Origin of the sequence: Ruegeria spongiae (assembly GCF_023502395.1) — a bacterium.
Lineage (GTDB): Bacteria > Pseudomonadota > Alphaproteobacteria > Rhodobacterales > Rhodobacteraceae > Ruegeria_C > Ruegeria_C spongiae.
In genome coordinates, this window is the sequence record NZ_JAMFMB010000003.1 from 200,536 (window position 1) to 220,093 (window position 19,558).

At 61.4% G+C, this 19,558-nt stretch carries 16 protein-coding genes; 4 read left to right on the top strand and 12 right to left on the bottom strand.

Annotated features, from left to right (window positions below):
- Positions 1-63: 63 nt before the first annotated feature.
- Positions 64-450 carry a GFA family protein gene (locus M3P21_RS22715; RefSeq protein ID WP_373319943.1) on the top strand — a complete coding sequence of 129 codons (387 nt, stop codon included), beginning with the start codon at positions 64-66 and terminating at the stop codon, positions 448-450.
- A gap of 69 nt (positions 451-519) precedes the next feature.
- On the opposite strand, the gene M3P21_RS04100 is transcribed toward M3P21_RS22715, so the two are convergent.
- The 3 genes from M3P21_RS04100 to M3P21_RS04110 all read right to left on the bottom strand — a co-directional run bounded on the left by M3P21_RS04100 (position 520) and on the right by M3P21_RS04110 (position 3,691).
- Entirely contained in the window at positions 520-1,599 is a 1,080-nt protein-coding gene (locus tag M3P21_RS04100) for a helix-turn-helix domain-containing protein (protein WP_249707057.1), read from the bottom strand.
- Positions 1,600-1,867: 268 nt separating this feature from the next.
- Positions 1,868-2,608 carry a fumarylacetoacetate hydrolase family protein gene (locus M3P21_RS04105; RefSeq protein ID WP_249707058.1) on the bottom strand — a complete coding sequence of 247 codons (741 nt, stop codon included), beginning with the start codon at positions 2,606-2,608 and terminating at the stop codon, positions 1,868-1,870.
- A gap of 240 nt (positions 2,609-2,848) precedes the next feature.
- Positions 2,849-3,691, bottom strand: a complete 843-nt coding sequence (locus M3P21_RS04110; RefSeq protein WP_249707059.1) for a M15 family metallopeptidase — start codon at positions 3,689-3,691, stop codon at positions 2,849-2,851.
- A 193-nt stretch (positions 3,692-3,884) separates the two neighbouring features.
- Between M3P21_RS04110 and M3P21_RS04115 the strand changes: the two genes are divergently transcribed.
- Positions 3,885-4,457: an OmpA family protein gene (locus tag M3P21_RS04115; protein WP_249707060.1), complete on the top strand. Its 573-nt coding sequence runs from the start codon at positions 3,885-3,887 to the stop codon at positions 4,455-4,457.
- Positions 4,458-4,495: 38 nt separating this feature from the next.
- A complete protein-coding gene (locus M3P21_RS04120) occupies positions 4,496-6,691 on the top strand; it encodes a serine/threonine protein kinase (protein ID WP_249707062.1) in 2,196 nt (731 codons plus the stop codon).
- 32 nt (positions 6,692-6,723) lie between these two features.
- On the opposite strand, the gene M3P21_RS04125 is transcribed toward M3P21_RS04120, so the two are convergent.
- On the bottom strand, positions 6,724-7,602 hold the full coding sequence (locus M3P21_RS04125) for a LysR substrate-binding domain-containing protein (protein ID WP_249707063.1): 879 nt from the start codon (positions 7,600-7,602) through the stop codon (positions 6,724-6,726).
- Positions 7,603-7,738: 136 nt separating this feature from the next.
- Here M3P21_RS04125 and M3P21_RS04130 point away from each other — a divergent pair, with 136 nt between their 5' ends.
- Positions 7,739-7,990, top strand: coding sequence for a DUF6552 family protein (locus tag M3P21_RS04130; protein WP_249707064.1), 252 nt, complete (start codon positions 7,739-7,741; stop codon positions 7,988-7,990).
- 3 nt (positions 7,991-7,993) lie between these two features.
- On the opposite strand, the gene M3P21_RS04135 is transcribed toward M3P21_RS04130, so the two are convergent.
- The 8 genes from M3P21_RS04135 to iolD all read right to left on the bottom strand — a co-directional run bounded on the left by M3P21_RS04135 (position 7,994) and on the right by iolD (position 19,447).
- The gene (locus M3P21_RS04135; protein WP_249707065.1) at positions 7,994-8,716 is read right to left on the bottom strand and encodes a PP2C family protein-serine/threonine phosphatase; all 723 of its coding nucleotides are present in this window, start codon (positions 8,714-8,716) and stop codon (positions 7,994-7,996) included.
- Positions 8,713-9,399, bottom strand: a complete 687-nt coding sequence (gene tagF / locus M3P21_RS04140) for a type VI secretion system-associated protein TagF (protein WP_249707067.1) — start codon at positions 9,397-9,399, stop codon at positions 8,713-8,715. Before tagF ends, M3P21_RS04135 begins: the two co-directional genes overlap by 4 nt.
- Positions 9,399-12,968, bottom strand: a complete 3,570-nt coding sequence (gene tssM / locus M3P21_RS04145; protein ID WP_249707069.1) for a type VI secretion system membrane subunit TssM — start codon at positions 12,966-12,968, stop codon at positions 9,399-9,401. Before tssM ends, tagF begins: the two co-directional genes overlap by 1 nt.
- Complete coding sequence (gene icmH, locus M3P21_RS04150) at positions 12,968-14,536, bottom strand: type IVB secretion system protein IcmH/DotU (RefSeq protein ID WP_249707071.1); 1,569 nt, start codon at positions 14,534-14,536, stop codon at positions 12,968-12,970. Before icmH ends, tssM begins: the two co-directional genes overlap by 1 nt.
- A gap of 374 nt (positions 14,537-14,910) precedes the next feature.
- Entirely contained in the window at positions 14,911-15,744 is an 834-nt protein-coding gene (locus M3P21_RS04155; protein WP_249707074.1) for a class II fructose-bisphosphate aldolase, read from the bottom strand.
- Positions 15,741-16,583 carry a 5-deoxy-glucuronate isomerase gene (locus M3P21_RS04160; protein ID WP_249707076.1) on the bottom strand — a complete coding sequence of 281 codons (843 nt, stop codon included), beginning with the start codon at positions 16,581-16,583 and terminating at the stop codon, positions 15,741-15,743. The genes M3P21_RS04155 and M3P21_RS04160 overlap by 4 nt, the downstream gene beginning before the upstream one ends.
- 12 nt (positions 16,584-16,595) lie before the next feature.
- Entirely contained in the window at positions 16,596-17,582 is a 987-nt protein-coding gene (gene iolC / locus M3P21_RS04165; protein WP_249707079.1) for a 5-dehydro-2-deoxygluconokinase, read from the bottom strand.
- Positions 17,582-19,447 (bottom strand): 3D-(3,5/4)-trihydroxycyclohexane-1,2-dione acylhydrolase (decyclizing), encoded by a 1,866-nt coding sequence (gene iolD, locus M3P21_RS04170; RefSeq protein WP_249707081.1) that lies wholly within the window; start codon positions 19,445-19,447, stop codon positions 17,582-17,584. Before iolD ends, iolC begins: the two co-directional genes overlap by 1 nt.
- Positions 19,448-19,558: the final 111 nt, after the last annotated feature.

The following is a 19,558-nucleotide window of genomic DNA, read 5'->3' on the forward strand; positions in this document are numbered from 1 at the left end:
AACGCAACCCAGTTGCAAAAAACCGGGTGTCAACCATACTCGGAATGTCACTAGGGGATATTTATGACGCGAGAGGCAACCTGCTCGTGTGGCAACTTGAGAGTTCTTTGTACCGGGGAACCAGAATTGGTCTCTCTGTGCCACTGTATCGCCTGCCAAAAGCGTACGAGCGCCCCTTATGGCGTTGCAGCGTTCTTTCTGAAACAGCACGTCGAAGTCAGTGGTTCCTACAAGAACTATCGGCGCTCGTCGGATGCTGGCTACGACTTGGTTTTTCACTTTTGCGCCAGATGTGGTTCAACCGTCTTCTGGGAACCATTGCGCAAGCCTGACATGTTCGCAATTGGCGTTGGATCGTTCGGTGATCCGGGTTTCCCGAAGCCCCGCAAAGAAGTTCACACAGACTGCCGTCACGCTTGGGTCAAACCACTTGATCCTATGTCAACATAACGGCGGCAATACCCGCGTCGCTTGGGCTGCACCTTTTGACTGGCAATAACGCTATGCTGCCAAAGCGCCTCACACCAGCGCCGCCCAGAACCGGTAGCGCTCCTGCCCGGTCACCTCGCGGATCAGACCCAACTCATGGAACAGCGTCAGGTTGCGCCGGGCCGAGGGGCGCGAACAATCAGCCGCCTCGGCCGCCAGTTCCGCCGACAATATCGGATAACGCAACAGCGCCGCGATCAGCAGCGGCGGGGTACGGCCCGACAATCCAGCCGTAGCCTGAACCGCCTTGGTGCGCCAGGCCGCCAGTCGATCCAACTCCATCGCGGCGCGCAGTGCCCCGGCCTCGATCGCGGTCAGGAAGGTGACCAGCCGTGCCACCGCCGCATCCGAGCTCTGCGCCAGCTGGTGGCGGTCGAACCGGTGCCCCTCGGCCATGGGCAGGAACGGCGCCTCATCGCCCGCGCCCAGCAGTAGCGCCGCAACCGATGGCTCCAATATCTGCTCATACGGTGTCAGCGCCTGTTGCCGCCAGGCGGCAAAGCTCTGCGCAGCACGGGTCAGCAGATGGCCGGTTTCCGGCAGACCCTCGGCCCAGTCCTGCCCGGCCAGATCCAGTTCCGGCCCGATGGGGCGGTCTTCGTCGGGATGCGGGTCGCTTACTGAGACGCGGCCCAGAAAATCCCGCATTCCGTCCTGCGGCAGTGGCCCCGCCAACAACCGCCGCACCGCCCAATCCGCGCGGCTCTGGTCGCGGGCCATGTCGTCGCTGCCCAGCCGGAAGGCGCGGTAGAGCGCGATCTGGTCGGAGCCCAGCCAGATACCTTCGGCCCGCAGCAACGCCGACACCGTCATCAACGCCAGACGCTCGCTCACGCCTGGTGCGGCATGCCGCAGCCGTTCGCCAAAGCGCGCTACCGCCTGCGCTGCGGCCACAAGCAACGGATATTGCGCAGCCTCGGCCGCTTGCCAGGTACGCCCGTCCAACCCCACCTCGCGGGCGGCCACGGGCCAGGGCATCTCGCCGGGAGCCATATCCTCGGGAGGCTGCGGCAGGAACCACAGGTCCGCGTCCTCGATTGGCTCGGGATCGTAAATCGAACGCGGCGTGGCCTCTTCATCATCGTCAGGATTTTCAATACGGCGGCGCATGTAACGATCATAATCGTCAATCTTTGGTACAGCCAGTTTTTTGTCGCAGAACCGCGTGTACTTTGGCCATCTACTGGCTGGGCTGCTGAACCAGGATCGGCCTGTCCTGGGCGTTCTGTGAATCCAGGTTTTCAGCAGCGCCTAGATCCTGAGCCAATCCTCAATCGTTGGACAGGATCAGACGCGATTGGCTGGACATTCATTGATTGCCGAATACAGCCAAACCGATGACGGCGCATTTGAAATCCGCCGCTGCCGGTGCTGTCAGTCAGGTAATTCGACCTGTCTCGGTCTCGGGGCAAATCTGAGGCGGGCTAGCCACAATGCCTACATTCAAAGTTTGCAGAGTGGGGCACGTCGCCGTCAGGTGGTCGCCGACATCGACCGCGCCGACACCCTCGGGGGTGCCGGTGTAAATGATGTCGCCCGCACGCAAGGTCAGGAAAGCCGACAAGGCCGAAATGGTTTCCGCGACACCCCAGATCATATCGGACAGATCGCCCGATTGACGGGGTGCGCCGTTCACATCCAACTGGATGGGACCGGATTGCGGCAGCGTGGAAGGGTCAAACTCCGTCATTGGCCCGATCACCGCCGAGCCATCAAAACCCTTGCCCATCTCCCAGGGTCTGCCGGCTTTCTTGGCCTCGCCCTGCAAGTCACGGCGGGTGAATTCGATGCCCAACGCGGCACCAAAAACATGCCCGAGCGCCTCTTCGACCGGAATGTCGAGCCCACCGGATCTGAGACCAACAACCATCTCGACCTCATGGTGCAGATCATTCGTTTTGGGCGGGTACGGCAACTGCAGATCAGCCCCCGTCAAGATGGCATCCGCCGGTTTGGCGAAAAAGAAAGGCGGCTCCCGCATCGGATCCGCGCCCATCTCGCGCGCATGGGCGGCATAGTTGCGCCCGACGCAAAACACGCGGTTGACCGGAAAGACGGTATCCGAGTCAACAACGGGAATGGTCGAACGCTCGGCGATCGGAAAGGCATGGCGAGTCATCGTGGTACCCTTACATGGTTCCGGGGAAGGCGCCACCGTCAAGCAACCGGATCTGACCGGTGATGAATCCAGCCTATTCGTTGACCAGAAAAGCCGCCACCGCGTCAAATTCCTCGGGCCTGCCAAAGCGGCGTTCATGCAATCTTTGATCGCTCGCAAGCTGTGATGTCACCGCACTGCCTACCTTCAAATGCTAATTAAAACAGGAAGATAGCAGGTGAATTTTGCGCTGAACCCGGATTACAGCAGACCCTGATCGAGCCATTCTTCGAGCTTGTTACGGCTCACCTCGAAATGCATCGAATCCTCACGGCCCCAGGCGGCACCCCAGACCCAGCCCTCTTGCCGGAAAAAATCCGCCAGGATGGTCAGGCCCAGCTGGGTCTTGCCATCCCCCAACGTATCCAGAACGCCGTCGATGTTCAGATCGACCGCCAGACCGTATGCGTGCGCCGAGGCCGAGGTGGTCGAGCCGCGAATGAACCTGACGCAGAGCGAGCCTGCCGTGTTGATGCGGGCATAAAGGTCGGGGTCGGTGCGCTGAATATTGTCGAAAACATCGCGCAGGGATTCCACCGCAGGTTTCAGCATCCGCACCCGAACCGGGCCTACCTCCTCCAGCACCAGCTTGGATTTCAATCGCTCGTTGGTCATCGACTGGCAATCGTTGTTCAGGTCTTCGCGGGGCAGCCCGAAGGTTTCGCGCAGGAACGAGGGCCGCGCGAGCTGGAGGCCATCATTGACCTTGTCGCGTTCTGCAATCAGCACAACCTGCGCATAGGCATCGATGATTTCGTTTGGAGTCGAACTGTCATAGCCGAAAGAATCAGCCGCATCGTCATAGTCCTGCAACAGCGTCACACCGCCGATCTGGACCTGGCTCAACTCGCTGGCCATGCGATCGATTTTGTTGTTCAGATGTTCGATCTGCTGGCTCAGCATTTCGATCTCGATCCGGGCACCCGAATCGATTGCAGGCCCTTCGAAATTTTCCTCCATCGGGACGAGGATCGGAAAGACATACCACAGGATCGGGGCCAGAATGATCGCCACGGCCAGAATGATCGCTGGTACGATACGCATGATGCCTGTTGTCCTCGTTGCCTGTCGTTCCAGCGGGCACTCTAGAATCCGCTCCGATGGTTGTCACGGGGCACGCGCACGGAATGTTACGGTTTGTGTGACCTTATTCATTGTTCCTTGCAATCAGCATGAAGTAGCTTTGCACCCAAAGACGAACTAAGATATGGTCACCGGCGACGAAGGAGCCAGAAATATGTGCGCGATCAAATCACTAACCCGGTTATGTGCCCCTGCCCTGATTGCAGTGGTTTCGGTTCAGACAGCGCTTGCGCAGGATGCCGGATTGACGGCCGAAGAGATCACCGATGCCTTCAACAAGCAGAAGACGCGTGGATTGGTGATCGTGCCTTCGGGTCAGCAGGAACCAGCAACGGAAGACGCCGCAACCACCGTTGCGACGGCGCCAACCGAATACACCGCGGTTCCGAAAGATCAGCAGGTCAACATCCAGATCAGCTTCGATTTCGACAGCGCGGCGCTGCGTGACGACCAAAAGCCCAAGCTGAGCGCGCTGTGCAACGCCATGAAGGATGTGGATGTGAATGTGTTCCAGATCATCGGTCACACTGACAGCTCCGGCTCGGCAGCCTATAACGAGAACCTGTCGCTGCTGCGCGCCAAAGAGGTTAAACGTCACCTTGTAAGTGATTGCGGTATCGACGAGTTTCGGCTTGAGGCGGTCGGCGCAGGTGAAAGCCAGCCCTTTAACACATCCAATCCGCGCGCGGATGAAAATCGGCGGGTCGAATTTCAGGCGCTTGGCTGATAGGGTCACTGCAGAACGCGTAAATTCCCGAGGCCTGCATGACCGAATCCCGCGCCGGTGACCTGTTCCAACCCGGAGACCTGGTCAACAATACCTACCGGATCGAGGCCATTCTGGGGCGGGGCGGAACCTCGGATGTCTATCGCGCCCGCTCCGAGATATCGGGGCGGTTGGCGGCGCTCAAGGTGCTCAAGGCCGAGTTCTCCAGCAACGAAGATTTCCTGGTCCTGCTGACGCGCGAAGAGGAAATTCGCGAGATTCGCCATGATGCAGTGGTGCGCTATTCCGAAAACAACCGCACGCCCGAAGGCCATGTCTATCTGGTGATGGATTTCATTGATGGTCCCGGCCTGGACCAGAAGCTGAAACAGGGCCCGATGCCCCCCGATCAGTTGCTGACGGTCTGCAAACGGGTCTGCGAGGGGCTGGAAGCGGCCCATGCCCGCAATATCGTGCATCGCGACCTGAGCCCCGACAACATCATCCTGCGAGATGGGGATCCGTCACAGGCGGTGATCATCGATTTTGGCATCGCCAAGGATACCAATCCGGGTGCCGAAACCATTGTGGGCAACGAATTCGCCGGCAAATACGCCTATGCCGCGCCCGAACAGCTTTCGGGCAAGACCGACACCCGCACCGATATCTACTCTCTGGGCGCGCTGCTGCTGGCCAATTATCGGGGCGAATCCCCACAGGCAGGCCGCAACCCGATGGAAGTGGTCGAGAACAAGAAAAACCCGCTGGAGACTGACGGCGTACCCGAGCCGTTGAAATCCATCATCGACCGGATGACTGCCCCAGACCCCGCCGATCGTTTCCAGAGCGCAACGGCCGTGTTGCAGGCGCTCTCCAATGGCGGGCCGGTGCCGGTCGCAGACGATCCGGTACTGGATGACGCCACCGTCATCGTGCCGCGCAGGGCTTCGGTTGAAAGTGACGAGGTTTCGGTCCCCCCCGCCAGCATTCCGCCATCAAGCCCGCCTCCTGCCCGGCCCAAGGCTGCGCAGGAAAAAGGCGGGCGCGGCGGGCTGATCCTGGGGGGTGGTGTTCTGGCCATGGTCGCGCTTGGGGCAGGCGGTTATTTCAGTGGCGTCTTCGACAGTTTCATGGGGCCGATCTATCCAGTGGTTCAGCCCTATACGCTGGTGGTTGAAAAGCGCGAAGGCCTGCCGCCACGCGCCACCGGTTTTGCCCCTTCGGAAGAGGTTCGTACCGAGTTGACCGACGAAATGACGCTGCAACAGGGCACTGCCGATCTGACGCTGGCCTCGGGTGATATTTCTCCTGATTGGGGTCAGGGCGTGACGTCGATCGTCGATACGATGGCCGATCTGGATACCTGGCGAGTTTCGGTCAGCGGCAATAGCGCCGAAATCAGCGGCGATACCACCGACCGGCAGGTGCATGACACGGTAATGCAGGCCTTTGTGAATGGGCTGCCTGGCGGGTTGACCGGCGATGTCGATATCGAGCTTGAACCGCTGTTTCTGGCCGCGGCCTCGGTGCAGACGGTTCTGGACAGCATGGCCGATTGCGGCCCGCTCGATCTGATCCGGCCGCCCTCTACCGGGTATGGCCCCGATACATCGATCGCGTTCTCCGGCACCGTGGCCGCCGAAACCACGATGGCGGCACTGCAGTCCGGGCTAGGAGCGGTTGCGGGCGACCGGCCCGTGGAGGCCGATGTCGAGGTGTTGAACCCGTCGCTGTGCCTGATCGAGAATTTTCTGCCTGCCGCACCGCCGGGTCCGATCGGGATTGATTTCAGAAAGGGCGGCGAAGACGAGTGGCGGCGGCCCGATGGCGCCTTTGTGGTTGGCGAGAACCCGATCATCGACGTGATCCTGCCCCGTGACATCCAGGACGGCTACCTGTCGGTTTCGGTGATCGACGTTTCCGGCAACGTGTTCCATCTTCTGCCAAATATCTCGCGCGCGGACAACGACATCACGGACCTGCGCAAGGGCGACAACGGCATCAAATCCGTCCGCGTGGCCTATTCGCTGGAGGAGAGCGAAAAGAACGGCGGTATCGCCTTCATGGTTGATGACAGCGCGCTTGGCAAAAGCAAGGTCATCGCGATCCGTTCGGACAAGCCACTTTTTACTGACATGCGTCCGACCACGGAATCCGCCACCGGCTATGCCGAAGCGCTACGGGATCGCAGCCGCAGCCAGGACACCAATATCCTGTCGATCAACAGCAAGATCCTCACGACTGTCGCCGAATAACCGACGTCGATTGTACAACCCTCTCTGGCTAATCAGCCCCCGGTGTGCGCTTTCGAGGAAAACCAGTCCATCACGGCCTGCGTCGCAGAATCGCGTCTTTTGCTGCGCGTGGCCAGAAGATAGAAATCCTGCTTTCCGACCAGTGCCTCTGGCCTGACCTGCAAAAGCTGCCCTGCAGCAAGATCGTGAACGACCAGAAACCGGCTGACCAGGGCGACCCCTTGCCCCGCGCGCGCGGCATCTATCGACAAGGCGGTCTGACTCAGGTGCAATCCACGCCCGCTTTGATCATTGATGCGCAGATCTTTCAGGAAGTCAGGCCAATGATCATGGGTGTCATGCAGCTTGGGCAACGTTGCCAAGACAGCGGGATCAAGCGGCAGCGGCTGGTCTGCCACCAGAGACGGCGCAGCAACGGCGATGATTTCCTGGCGGAAAAGGCGTATCGCCTCCAGCGCTGCACCAAAGGGCGGGTCCCCCTGACGAACCGCCAAATCTATGCCATCGCCATGAAAACGCGATATATTTTCGGTCGCCAGTATCTCCAGATCGATATCGGGATGGCGGGCTGCAAAATCCGGCAAGTTTGGGATCAGCCATTTGGCCGCAAAACTCGGCGTCACGCTGATCAGAACCTTACCCGGCGCAGGGCGCAACGCGTCCGTGGCCACGCGCAGGTCCTGAAACGCCGCTGCAATCCGGGCATGATAACTGCGCCCGGCAGGGGTAAACGACACCCCCTTGGTCTGGCGTTCAAACAGCGGCTGACCCAGTTGCGCCTCCAACTGCCGAATATGCTGGGCAACGGCGCCTTGCGTGACGCCCAACTCATCCGCCGCTGCGCGAAAGTTCAGATGCCGGCCCGCCGCATCAAAGGCCCGCAACGCGTTAAGAGGGGGAAGCTGCGCCATTCGGCAATAGTATTCCTACAGTCAAGAAACATCAAACCCAAAGCGAATTGTCAGTCTGCCCGTGTTACGCCCCCAATGCTGGCGGGCCAGATCAGATTGGTCGCGCCGAAGAAAAACTGCCCGAGGAATAACACTGATGCTACACGCAATTACCCCGAGCGCGACCCAATCGGAGCGGATCGCATTCACCGTCAAATGGCTGGCCTCAATCATTCAGATCATGGGGTACACGGCCACCGCAGTCGGGTGGACGCCGATGAACCTCTATCTGTTTCTGGTTGGGGTACTGGGCTGGTTTGCTGTGGGCGTGTTGTGGAACGACCGGGCCATCATGCTGATCCATATCGTGGCGCTTGGGGCGATGCTTGTCGGGATGAGCAGCGGTTAGTGGTCAGACAACCTCGACCACGATGACAGAGATGTTGTCGGCACCGCCACCATCCAGCGCCATTTGCACCAACCGGTCGGACACGGTTTCAAGCGGCAGCTCTTTCAGTGCCTTCTCCAGCATGGCGAAAGTGGCGTATTTGGTCAGCCCGTCCGAGCACAGCAGGAACCGGTCGCCCGGTTGCAATTCGCCTCGGATCTTGTCGAGCTCCAGCTCGTCCCCGACACCGACAGCGCGGGTAATCGCGTTGGATTGCGGGTGATGTTCGGCCTCGTCCCAGGTCATCTTGCCGTCACGCACCAAATCGGCGACGAAGGAATGGTCGCTGGTCAGCATCTGGATCTTGCCATCGCGCAGCAGGTAGATACGGCTGTCCCCGGCCCAGAGCCCGACGAAATGCCCGTTGGCCAGCATCAGGCTAACCACGGTTGCGCCAATGGTCTTGCCGCCACGTTTGTCGGCCTCGGCCCGGATCACCTTATGCGCCTTGCTGAGGGTATCGCGCAGCGCGTTCAACTTCTCGGCAGGTGGCAAGCCCGGCGGGATCGAGGCTGTCATGTCGGCAATCAACCTGCTTGCGTAATCCCCGGCCTCGTGCCCTCCCATCCCGTCGGACACCAGCCAGAGCCCTTCGTCAAGCATGGCAAGAATGGCGTCTTCATTCACCTTTCGCACCAGGCCAACATGGCTACGGGCGCTGTATCGGACCCGGGGTCGTGAATTCATATGGGCCTTGCCTCGGTCCAGATTGCAGCGGTCAGGTTGAACAAACCTTGCATGTTTGCACCCGTCGGTAAACCTTCGCAGATCATCAGGCGCGGCACACCGGCGATTTCCGTGCTCCAGATGCTGGGTGCGCGGTAATCGCCCGTCATCAGCCCGGCGGCCAGGTCGGGCAGGATGTCACCAATTCCTTCGCCCTGGGTCAGGACCAGCGTGCTGCCGGCCTTTCTGACGCGGGCGTCGCTGCGGCGTTGGGGGGATGGCAGATCACTCAGCGCCTCGGCCAGCCGGTCTTTGGTCATGTCGTCTTCCAACGCGGCGAGAGCCACATCTTCCAGCTGAACATAAAGCTCTGTCTCGCGGAAATGGTCCAGAATGGCCGACCCTTCAGCCGAGGCCGGGGCAGCCAGCGTCAAGGGAAACCGACGCCCGACGCGATCGACCGAGGGCATCAGCACTCCCAGCATCTTTTGAGGCCCCGCCAGAGCGGGCGACAGGCAAAACCGCCAGATCGGCGCGGACATATATTGCCTGTCCCAAGCCTCGCCGGATGCGCCTTGCCCCTCCAGCATGCCACGCTGAATCCAGTCGTCCCAGACCTGCACGAACGAGGCCGGGACATTCAGGCGAAAGAAATCGCCCACCGATGGCATCTTGCCAAACGCTCCGAAACCGGGGTGTTCCATCAGAACGACTTCGGACAGCTGAACTTACTGAGCGCAGGCAGCGCAAACGGGTTGAGCACCGAGCCGGACTGCAGCTGGAAGATCGCGATGCGCCCGCCCACATTGAAGATCACCTTTTTGCGGTCCGATACATTGGTGCGGCGCACCTCGGCGGCGTCCAGCAGACGGAACCAGGCCCAGGGTCCGTCCCGCGTCAGAACGCTTTCGATATTGCGCTTGGCCGGTTCAAAGCTGACCCGCGCCAAACCGACCGGGCCGGGCCAGTTGATCGCCATGGGGGAAGGCAACCCGCCGCGATGGCGAAAGTCCAGCGTCTGGCCGTCAATCTCAAGCTTCACGCTTTTGGCTTTGGGATCCAGCGCCTCGGGCATGATCTGGAACTGGATCTGCGGCTGCGGTCCATTGGCAAAGAACGCCTCCTTGATCTCGGCGGCATATTGCATCTGCTGCAGCACCGCCGGGCTGATGCCCAGATCGGTCTGGTTCACGCCGGTTTTCCACGACCAGGGCCGCGTGCGCATATCCACGTGCTTGGCCAGTGTTTGGGTGAAGAAGCTGTCGATCAGCCCGCTGGGGCCGAACAGTTTGGCGAAATCGCCCATCGCCACATCGGCGCGCGACCGGCGGCTGAACGGATAGCGGTTGTCCAGCACCTGGCTGCAGAAGGGCAGCACATCCGCCTGCCAGCGCGCATTGATCGAGGCGCGGGTGCTATCGCTGGTGATCCCGCTCGACCCGGTGATGACCTGCGTGGCCCAGCGTTCCATCGGCCCGTCGACGCGACCGGCCTCCTGCTGGAACCGCTGCAGTGCCACGCCGGTTTCGCCGCCCGACACGCCGCTGAACGACATCTTGTTCAACTCCTGATAGACCTCGGTCAAGCTGCCCATCAACTGATCCAGCTGCGAGGGCTGGCCTTCGGGCCGCGCGGTCAGATTGTGCAGCCACTCGAACCGGTCCTGCACATAGGTGCCCGGTGGTGCGGGTGGTGGGCCGCCCTGGGCTGATGCGGATTTCGCCAGCGCTTCCAGCAGAATACGGGTCTGGACAGATGTATTGGCCTGCAACTCGATGCCCGCGACTGTACCCAGCCCCTCGCTGACCTCGGAATTGCCCAGAACCGAACGATCCTCGGCCAGTTTGGTTTCCTCCGAAATGGCATTCAGGATGTTGACGATGGGCGAGGTCGGACCGGACAGCACATTGGTCACCTCCACCGCATGGCTGAGGCTTTCCATCGGGATGATATCGACATCGCCCAGCACCTGATCATAGCGGGCGATATAATCGTTGTAATACAGGTCCAGCACGTCGCGGCTAAGCGCGGCCAGCGCCTGTTCGGTCTGCTCCGCCTCGCCGCGCGGGCCCAGCACCCAGCTTTCTCCCTGCACCCGTCGGGCGACACCCAGAGCCTCGCCCAGGAAGACATTGTTGAAACCATCATAGGTAAAGATGCCCTCGATCCCGTCATTCAGCGGTCGACCGGACGAGCGGACCAAGACCCGGCTGACCGCCGGACCACCTGCATCGGTGACACGCCATTCCGGCAAGGCCTGCGCCGCCTGACTGGCGATGATCCCGTTATAGACCCGCTGGGCCAGCGGCATCTGCGACAGGATGCCCTGCACCTGTTCGACCAGCGGACCGTTCAGGGCAATTTCCTGCATCGGTTGGGTCAGCAGCGCGTCGAGATGATCGTTCAGGTCCTGCCGGAACTCTGCCCTGCTGCCATCGGGGAACGAGACAGACCAGTCGAGGTTCATCCACTGTTTGACCAGATCCTGGTTCATCGGCCCCTGCAGGCCAAGCATCAGATAGACCTTGAGCGCCTCATAGAGCAGATCGGGGTTGTTGATATTGGCGGCCATCTGCTCTTCCAGCCGCAATAGAAGACGCGGCAGGAAGCGCTGGTTCAGCGCCGCGCGGTAGGTCTGCGAGGCCTGGGTGCCGATCACCTCGCCCTGATAGAGGCCATAGGTCAGTTTCGGGTCCGGGCTGGGGTCGGACAGCACCGGGTTGGCGGGCATGTCGCGCAGATTGTTCAGCGCCTCGACGACGGGCACCAGATCGGTGTCGCCCACCGGGCTGGGTGGCAGGGTGGCGGCGGCGGCCTGATAGGCGCTGACATGATCCTGCGCGTCGGCGATCAGGTCGGAATTGCCGATAAAGGACCGCACCAGCAGCCCGCCAATGCCAAGCGCCGCGATGATCGTCGCGGCAATCGACACCCATTTGGTTATCTTGTAGCGCCGTTCGACCTTGTCATCAGCGCTGACTAGCCCGGCCTCGCGAAAGATCACGTGATCAAAGAGCCGCGTCAGGAAATAGGATCGCCCGGCGCCCGTCCCCGACCCGATCGCCTGCCGCCCGATGCCAAAGGTGCGAGCCATGCCCAACATCAGCCGGTCGATCGGTGTGCCTTCCTGCGTGCCGGAGGTGAAATAGACCCCGCGCAGCATCTGGCGATGCTGGTAGCGGTTGTCGTTGAACACCTCGGCCAGAAACTCACGCGCGGTCTTGCGCACGCTGGCCACCTGCACCGGGAACCCGGCAATCAACGCGCGCCGCTGCGGGTCTGTTTCGGTCTGCATCCGCTCCAGCGCTTGCGAATTCAGCCGTGCCAGAATACCCCCAAATTCCTCGTCAAAGGCCGCCACCGGGCTAGCCTCGCCGCGTGTCTTGTCCAGCGGCAGGGTAAAGCCCCAGACCTGTTCGCGGTCTTCCTTACCGAGATTGTCGTGAAACTCGGCGAATCCGGCGATCAGATCGGCTTTGGTAAACAGCACATAGATCGGAAACCGCACGCCCAGTTTCTCGCGAAGCTCTTCCAGACGGCGGCGGATCGCCTTGGCGTTTTCCTTCTGGGTAATCTCATCCTGCAGCGACAGGTCGGACAGAGAAATGGCGATCATCGCGCCATTGATCGGCTGGCGCTTGCGGTATTTCTTGAGCAGGCTCAGAAATCCGACCCAGGCGGCACTATCCGTCTCCGCGTCGCTTTCCTGCGTCGTGTAGCGCCCCGCCGTGTCGATCAGCACCGCGTTCTCGGTAAACCACCAGTCGCAATTTCGCGTACCACCGACCCCGCCGATGGCGGTCTTGCCCATCTCTCCGGCCAGCGGGAACTGCAGGCCCGAGTTGACGATGGCCGTGGTCTTGCCCGCGCCGGGCGGGCCGATCATCACATACCAGGGCAGTTCGTTCAGATGCCTGCGCCCGTTCTTGGACTTGCGCAGCGCGGCCATCGCCTGTTTCAGCTTACCGCGCAGCTCGTCCAACTCGCTGCCCAGCATGTCGGGCTCTTCGGCGACGGCTTCGGTGATCTCTTCTTCCATCTTCTTGTCGCGCCGGCGACGGATGAAGAAAATGATCATCGCGATCACGAAAAAGAGCCCAAAGATTGCGCCGCACCAGATCAGCCGCGACCAAACGGAGTCAAACGGACGCCACTCTTCGCTGCCGATCATCGGACCAAAGTAATAGAGCGCCCCGGCCAGAACGGCGGCGGTGAAAAACAGGACGAAATAGATCGAGCGGAACAGGGGGAACAGGTATCTGCGGATGAACATCAGGTCTCCTCCTGCACCAGCAGGACTTCGATGCGCCGGTTGGCGGCGCGGCCTTCTCGGGTCGCGTTATCGGCAATCGGGTCGTTATCGGCCCGGCCCTCGGCGCTGAGCCGGGCGGGATCACTGAGCGAGGCCGCCATCTGGTTCATCACCGACTTCGCCCGCGCCAGCGACAGGGCCAGATTGGACGGAAAGCGCGAGGTGCGGATCGGGACATTGTCGGAATGGCCCGCAACGATCACCTTGCCCGGCTCATCGTTCAGCGCAACCGCCACGCGGCGCACCGGGTCTTCATACTTGCCCTGCAATTTGTCGGACCCCGAGCCAAACATGCCCGAACCCTTGATGCGGATGATCAGTGTATTGCCTTTCTGGAACACCTCGACCAGCCCCTCGTCGATCTCGGGCTTCAGGAATTCCACCACCTTTTCGACCTGCGGCTGTTCCTGTACCGGCTGCGGCGGCGGCGGCGGCGCGCGGCGCTGCAATTCAGCCACCGGCCCGGCATCAATCACCGTAAGCTGACCGATCAGGTTCTCGGTCCGGTTGGATAGCGCGTAAGAAAGCCCTGAAAATTCCAGAATCAGCAACAGCACTGTGACGGCAACGGCGATCCAGACCGGTCGCCACAAGCTGAGCGCGCGATAGGGTTTGTCGACGCCTTCCCAATGGGGCGAGAGATCACGCTCCATCGGGCCACGCTGTGCCCGGATGATCCGGGCCAGACCCTGACGGATCTGCAAATGCTTGTCGCTGCCGCCCTGCTCTACGCGCAGCCGCCCTTCGAAGCCAAGCGAGAGGCACATATAGACGAACTCAAGCAGTTCGATGTTGTTTGCCGGGTCTTTCTCCAACCGGGCCAGCAGGTCGTAGAACCGATCGCCGCCCACCGTTTCGCGATGGAAGGTGCCGACCAGCGATTGCGTGGCCCAGACCGATTGCTCACCCCAGGGCGTATTCAGAACCACGTCGTCAAGCGTCGCGCAGAGCGCATAGCGGGCAATCTTGACCGTCTGCGCCGGGATACCCGCTTGCAGGGCGGCGTTTTCAAAGGCGCGGATTTCGGACACGACGCTATCGCGCAGCTTGTCGGGGTCCATATGCTGGGCGCGGTTGCGGATACGGCTGACCAGCGAGAAGAGCGGTGTGGCACAGGCGCTGAGCCGGTTCATGCCGGTCATTACCACCGCATCGGTCTCGGGCGCGGGCTGGCTTTGCGGGGCCTGCGGCTGCGGCGCGGGCGGCACGCCATAGGCTTCGGCGCCGGATGGGTGTTGCGGTGGCTGCTGGGGCGGATAAGGCTGCGCAGGCGGCACGCCATAGGCCGGTTGCTGCGGGGGCTGCTGGGGCGGGTAGCCCGGATGTTGCGGCGGATAGCCCGGTTGCTGAGGGGGATAGCCGGGTTGACCCTGCGGCGGATAGGGCTGCTGTGGCGGGGCCATGTTCGGATCGGGGTAGCCCGGCGCTGGCGGTTGCTGTTGAGGCGCAGAGCGCCGCCCGCCGGGATTTGGGCGGATCACCGTCTTGTCCGTATCATCCGGTTCGGCAAACGGGTCCTTGTCAGACATGGGGCTATTACCTGCGTTCTTCTCTGGCCTGCGCCAACACTGTGGCGCAGCGGCGCGGTGGTATCAATTCGTTTCGAGGTCTTTTGATGCACCTTTTCGCACAACGCGGCCATGTGGCAGGTCGAGCACGGTGGCGAACAAGGGTCGGCGCGTCAAAGAGTCCGAGGTCGCGACGCATCACTTCGGCCGCTATCCATTGCCCCATCACAGGTCTCGCGCCTGTTTGACATGCCAAAAAAGCTGACCGGCAGGCCGCGCCAGGAGATGCGCTGCGCCCGGATCGTTACTGATCTGCCGACGAAAGCTCAATACTGCCGGGTGTATGATCCATCCACCTGCTACCACGGCTACCGGTGCCGGGGAGTGAACCGCAGCTAGCTTGCCCCGCCGAAAGCGCGCAGCACCTTGCGGGTGGCGGTAACCAGCGGATCGTGTGTCTCAGACAGGATCTGCACGCGGTCGAAACGGTCTGGATCGCGGTTTACCGCGTCGCGCAAGGCTGCGCCAAAGGCCATGCGCAGCTCAGTCCCGATGTTGAATTTGCAGATCTTCGAGCCCTGCGCCAGCAACCGCCGCTGCGCCTCGGGCACACCCGAGCCGCCATGGATGACCAATGGAACATCCGTCATTGCCTCAATGGCGCGGATGCGCGCCTCGTCAAGACCGGCAGAGCTTTCCTGTTGCAGATGCACATTGCCGACCGAGATCGCCATGGCGTCCACACCGGTCTCGCGCGCGAATTGCGCAGCCTCTTCCGGGTCGGTCCCGGCAGAGTTTTCGCCGCCCGAATAGCCCACAAACCCAATCTCGCCCTCGCAGGAGATACCCGCGGCATGGGCCATTTCCGCGATCGCCGCAGTTTCGTCGATATTCTGCGTCAGGGGTTTGCGCGAGCCGTCGAACATCAGCGAGGTGAACCCACTGTCGAGCGCCTCGCGGCATTCCTGAGCCGTGTAGCCGTGATCGAGATGCGCCACCACCGGGACCGACGCGCCTTCGGCCAGATGGCGGAACATCTTGCCCAGAACCGGCAGCGGCGTATGGGCGCGGCAGCTTGGCCCGGCCTGCAGGATCACCGGCACGTCCTCGGCCTCGGCGGCGGCCACATAGGCGCGCATGTCTTCCCAGCCCAGTGTCACAAGGCCGCCAACGGCATGACCCTGCCGCAGGGCGGGTTGCAGTACGTCTGCGAGTGTCGCGAGTGTCATTTGAACTTTGCCACCATGTCCTTGATGCCCGGTATGGTCTCGATCTGATAGGCATGGGTGGGTTGGAAGAACTGCACCAGCGAGCGTTGGGTCAATCCGCCGAGAATTGTGAAATAGTACATCTCGTAGCCGGGCAACACCGAACAGGGGTGATAGCCCTTGTCGATGCAGATCGTCGACCCGTCAACGATGTGATAGGCATCGCCCGATTTGCCTTCCTCGCGCTGCAGCATTTGCAGGCCCGAGCCCCAGTTCGGTTTGAACCTGAAATTGTAGGTCTCATCATGGCGCGTCTCGTCCGGCAGGCGGTTGGTGTCATGTTTGTGCGAGGGGAAGCCCGACCAGCCGCCCTGCCCCACAGTGAACAATTCCGAAACCAGCAGACGCCCGACCTTGTCGGCCTGTTTCTGGCCCAGAATATGCTTGATCTTGCGGTGGGTCTTGGTGTCGTCGCTACCATACTGCACCAGGTCGATCCCGCCGGCGCGCACATCGAAAGGGTCCAGAACCTTGTCATATTTCGCCCCCGCGATGAAGGTCTCGGTCTCGTCCGAGACACAGACGATCCGCGCCTTGGCACCTGACGGCACATAGGCGCCTTCGGGTTCGCCATCCCAGACATCCTCGCCACGATTGCCCAATGCGCGGAATGCGACGCCTTCGATCTCAACATCGACGCTGCCGGTGGCGGGCACGATGCAGGTCTCGTATCCCGGCACTTGGTACTCGAAGGCCTCGCCCTTCTTGAGCTTGACGATATTGAAGTAGTTCAATGGCACCAGCCCGTCATCGGCATCGACGATGGGTTTGTTCTGGTTGTCAAAGGGGGGAATATGCATGTTGTGATCCTCTTATGCGGCCTCGGACGGGCCGGGATGGGATGCGATGAAGTCTTCGAGCTGGGGCGTGGAGGGCATGGCTGGCGCGCAGCCGGGCTGCGACACCACGATTGAGGCGCAGGCAGAGCCACGCAACACCGCGTCACGCAGAGAATACCCTGCCGCGATCGACGCTAGCAGTCCCGCCATGAAGCTGTCGCCCGCCCCGTTTGGTTTGACGGCGGTGACCGGGTAGATACCGGTACGGATTTCCTTTCCACCAGAAAAGGTTACAGCGCCTTCTTCACCCTTCTTGTAGATGACGATCCGGCCTGGCATTTCTGCCAGCTCGCGGGCTTTGTCGAGGCCCTTTTCGATGCCACCGGCCATGAAGCCGAACTCTTCATCATTGCCGACGATCAGATCGCTTTCCTCGCCTGCGCGCGACAGAACCTCGGCGGCCACGTCCGGCGAGGGCCAGCTATAAGGGCGGTAATCGATGTCGAAGATCACCGGCAACCCGGCGGCGCGGGCGTTCTCAAACGCCCGGAAGGTGGCGCTGCGCGAAGGTTCGGCGGCAAAGACGGTGCCAGCCGTGATCAGTGCGGTAAAGGCACTGTACTCCACCGCGTCCATATCCGCTTCGGTCACCTGAAAATCAGCCGCGCCATTGCGATAGATGACATTCTGAAAATTCTCGATGCAGCTTTCATAAACCGCCAGCGAGGTGCGCGCCTCGCCGCCCACCGCCCGGACATACCGCGTGTCGACGCCGTAATACTGCAACCGGTTCACACAGAATCGGCCTACCGCATCATCGGACACCGATGTCACCAGCGCCGCCTGCGATCCCAGCTTGACCAGCCCGGCACAGATATTGGCCGAGGAACCGCCCAGATCGGCGCGAAAGCTTGTCGCATCTTCGCTCTTGGTGCCGATGGGGTCGGCGAACATATCCATGCCCGCGCGTCCAAACACGGCAAAGCGGTTGCCTTTGATGCCGTCCAGAAGCGCGCTCATCACACGCCCCGCCGCTGTTTGGACCGGCTGCTTTCCCACTCTACATGGGCGTCGCGCACCTTGTCGCTTTCGGTGATATGAGGCGTCCCTACCTCCCACCAGGCATGGCCCTGGGTGGTCCAGCCGTCATAGGCATCGACCTTCATATAGATCACGTGGGTCTTGTCGCTTGCCTTGGCACGGGTGAACGCCTCGCCCAGTTCAGCGGGGTTCGCGACGGTTTCCGCGATGGCCCCCATTGCGGCCGCGTGCGCTTCGAAATCAACGCCGAAGGGCTCGGGAACCGTCGGGCAATCGGCGATCAGGTTGTTGAAGCTTTCATTGCCGGTGTTGTTCTGCAGCTTGTTGATGACCGCAAAGCCGCCATTGTCCAGCACCAGAATGATCAGTTTCTTGCGGCTGAGGACCGAAGAGTAGATGTCGGAATTCATCATCATGTAGGACCCGTCGCCAATAAAGACGATGGTGTCCTGATCGGGTTCAGTCTCGGCCTGTGCAATCCGAGCTCCCCAGGCACCGGAAATCTCGTAGCCCATGCAGGAGAAGCCGAACTCCACATCCACAGTGCCAATATCGAGTGTGCGCCAATTGGCGGTGACTTCGGCGGGCAACCCACCCGCTGCGGCCACAACGCGGTCGCGCGGATCACATAGCGCATTCACCAAACCGATGACCTGCGCGTAGGAATTCGGGCGATTTCCATGGGCCACGTTCTCGGCCACATAGGCGTCCCAGGTGCGACGCTCGCCTTGGGCGAACTGGGTCCAGCTTTCGGGGGTCTTGTAGCCGGTCATGGAACTGGCCAAAGCGTCGAGCGATCGTTTCGCGTCGCCCACCACCGGCAGCGACATATGTTTGCCCGCGTCATGGCGCGCGGCGTTGATCGAGATGAAGCGAGCGTCCTTGGCAAAGGCGGTCCAGGACCCGGTCGTGAAGTCCTGCAGCCTTGTGCCCACAGCCACGATCACATCCGCTGCCTCGGCAACCGCGTTTGCGCTGTCCGATCCGGTCACCCCGATGGGACCGATATTCAGCGAATGGGTATCCAGCATGTTGGCACGGCCCGCGATGGTTTCGACGACCGGGATCTGATGCGCCTCGGCAAAGCTCGCCAGTTCGGCCACCGCCCTGGAATATTGCACTCCGCCACCCGCGATGATCATCGGGCGTTCGGCGGTTTTCAGCAGTTCGGCGGCGGCGGCAAGTTCCGCCTCATCCGGGGCCTGGCGGCGGACGCGGTGGACCTTCTTCTTGAAGAAGACCTGCGGGTAATCAAAGGTCCAGCCCTGCACATCCTGCGGCAGACCCAGAAAGGCCGGGCCGCAATCGGCGGGGTCCAGCATGGTGGCAATCGCCGCTGGCAAAGACTGGATCACTTGCGCCGGATGAGTGATCCGGTCCCAGTAACGGCTGACGGCTTTGAACGCATCGTTGACCCCCAGCGCCGGGTTCCCGTAATGCTCCAGCTGTTGCAGCACCGGGTCGGGCAGCCTCGTCAGGAAGGTGTCGCCGCACAGCATCAGCATCGGCAACCTGTTGGCATGGGCCAGCGCGGCGGAGGTGAGCAAGTTGGTCGTGCCCGGCCCCGCAGAGGCGGTGCAGAACATGAAGCGCTGGCGCAACCACTGTTTGGCGTAACCGGCGGCGGCAAATCCCATGCTCTGTTCATTCTGACCGCGATAAAGCGGCAGTTCGTCCTGAACCCCATGCAGCGCCTCGCCCAGACAAGTCACATTGCCATGGCCAAAGATGCCAAAGCCACCGCCGCACAAACGGTATTCCTGCCCGTCGATTTCGATGAACTGGTTTGTCAGCCAGCGGATAATGGCCTGCGCGGTGGTCAGGCGGATCGTGTCGTCGCTCATCTGTTTGGTTCCCTCAAAACGGTGCGGGCGTCGCAAGCCAGTCAAATGCCACTTGCGCAGGATCGATTCCGAGGATACTAATTTTGCAACCGGTTGCAAACTGTATTTGCG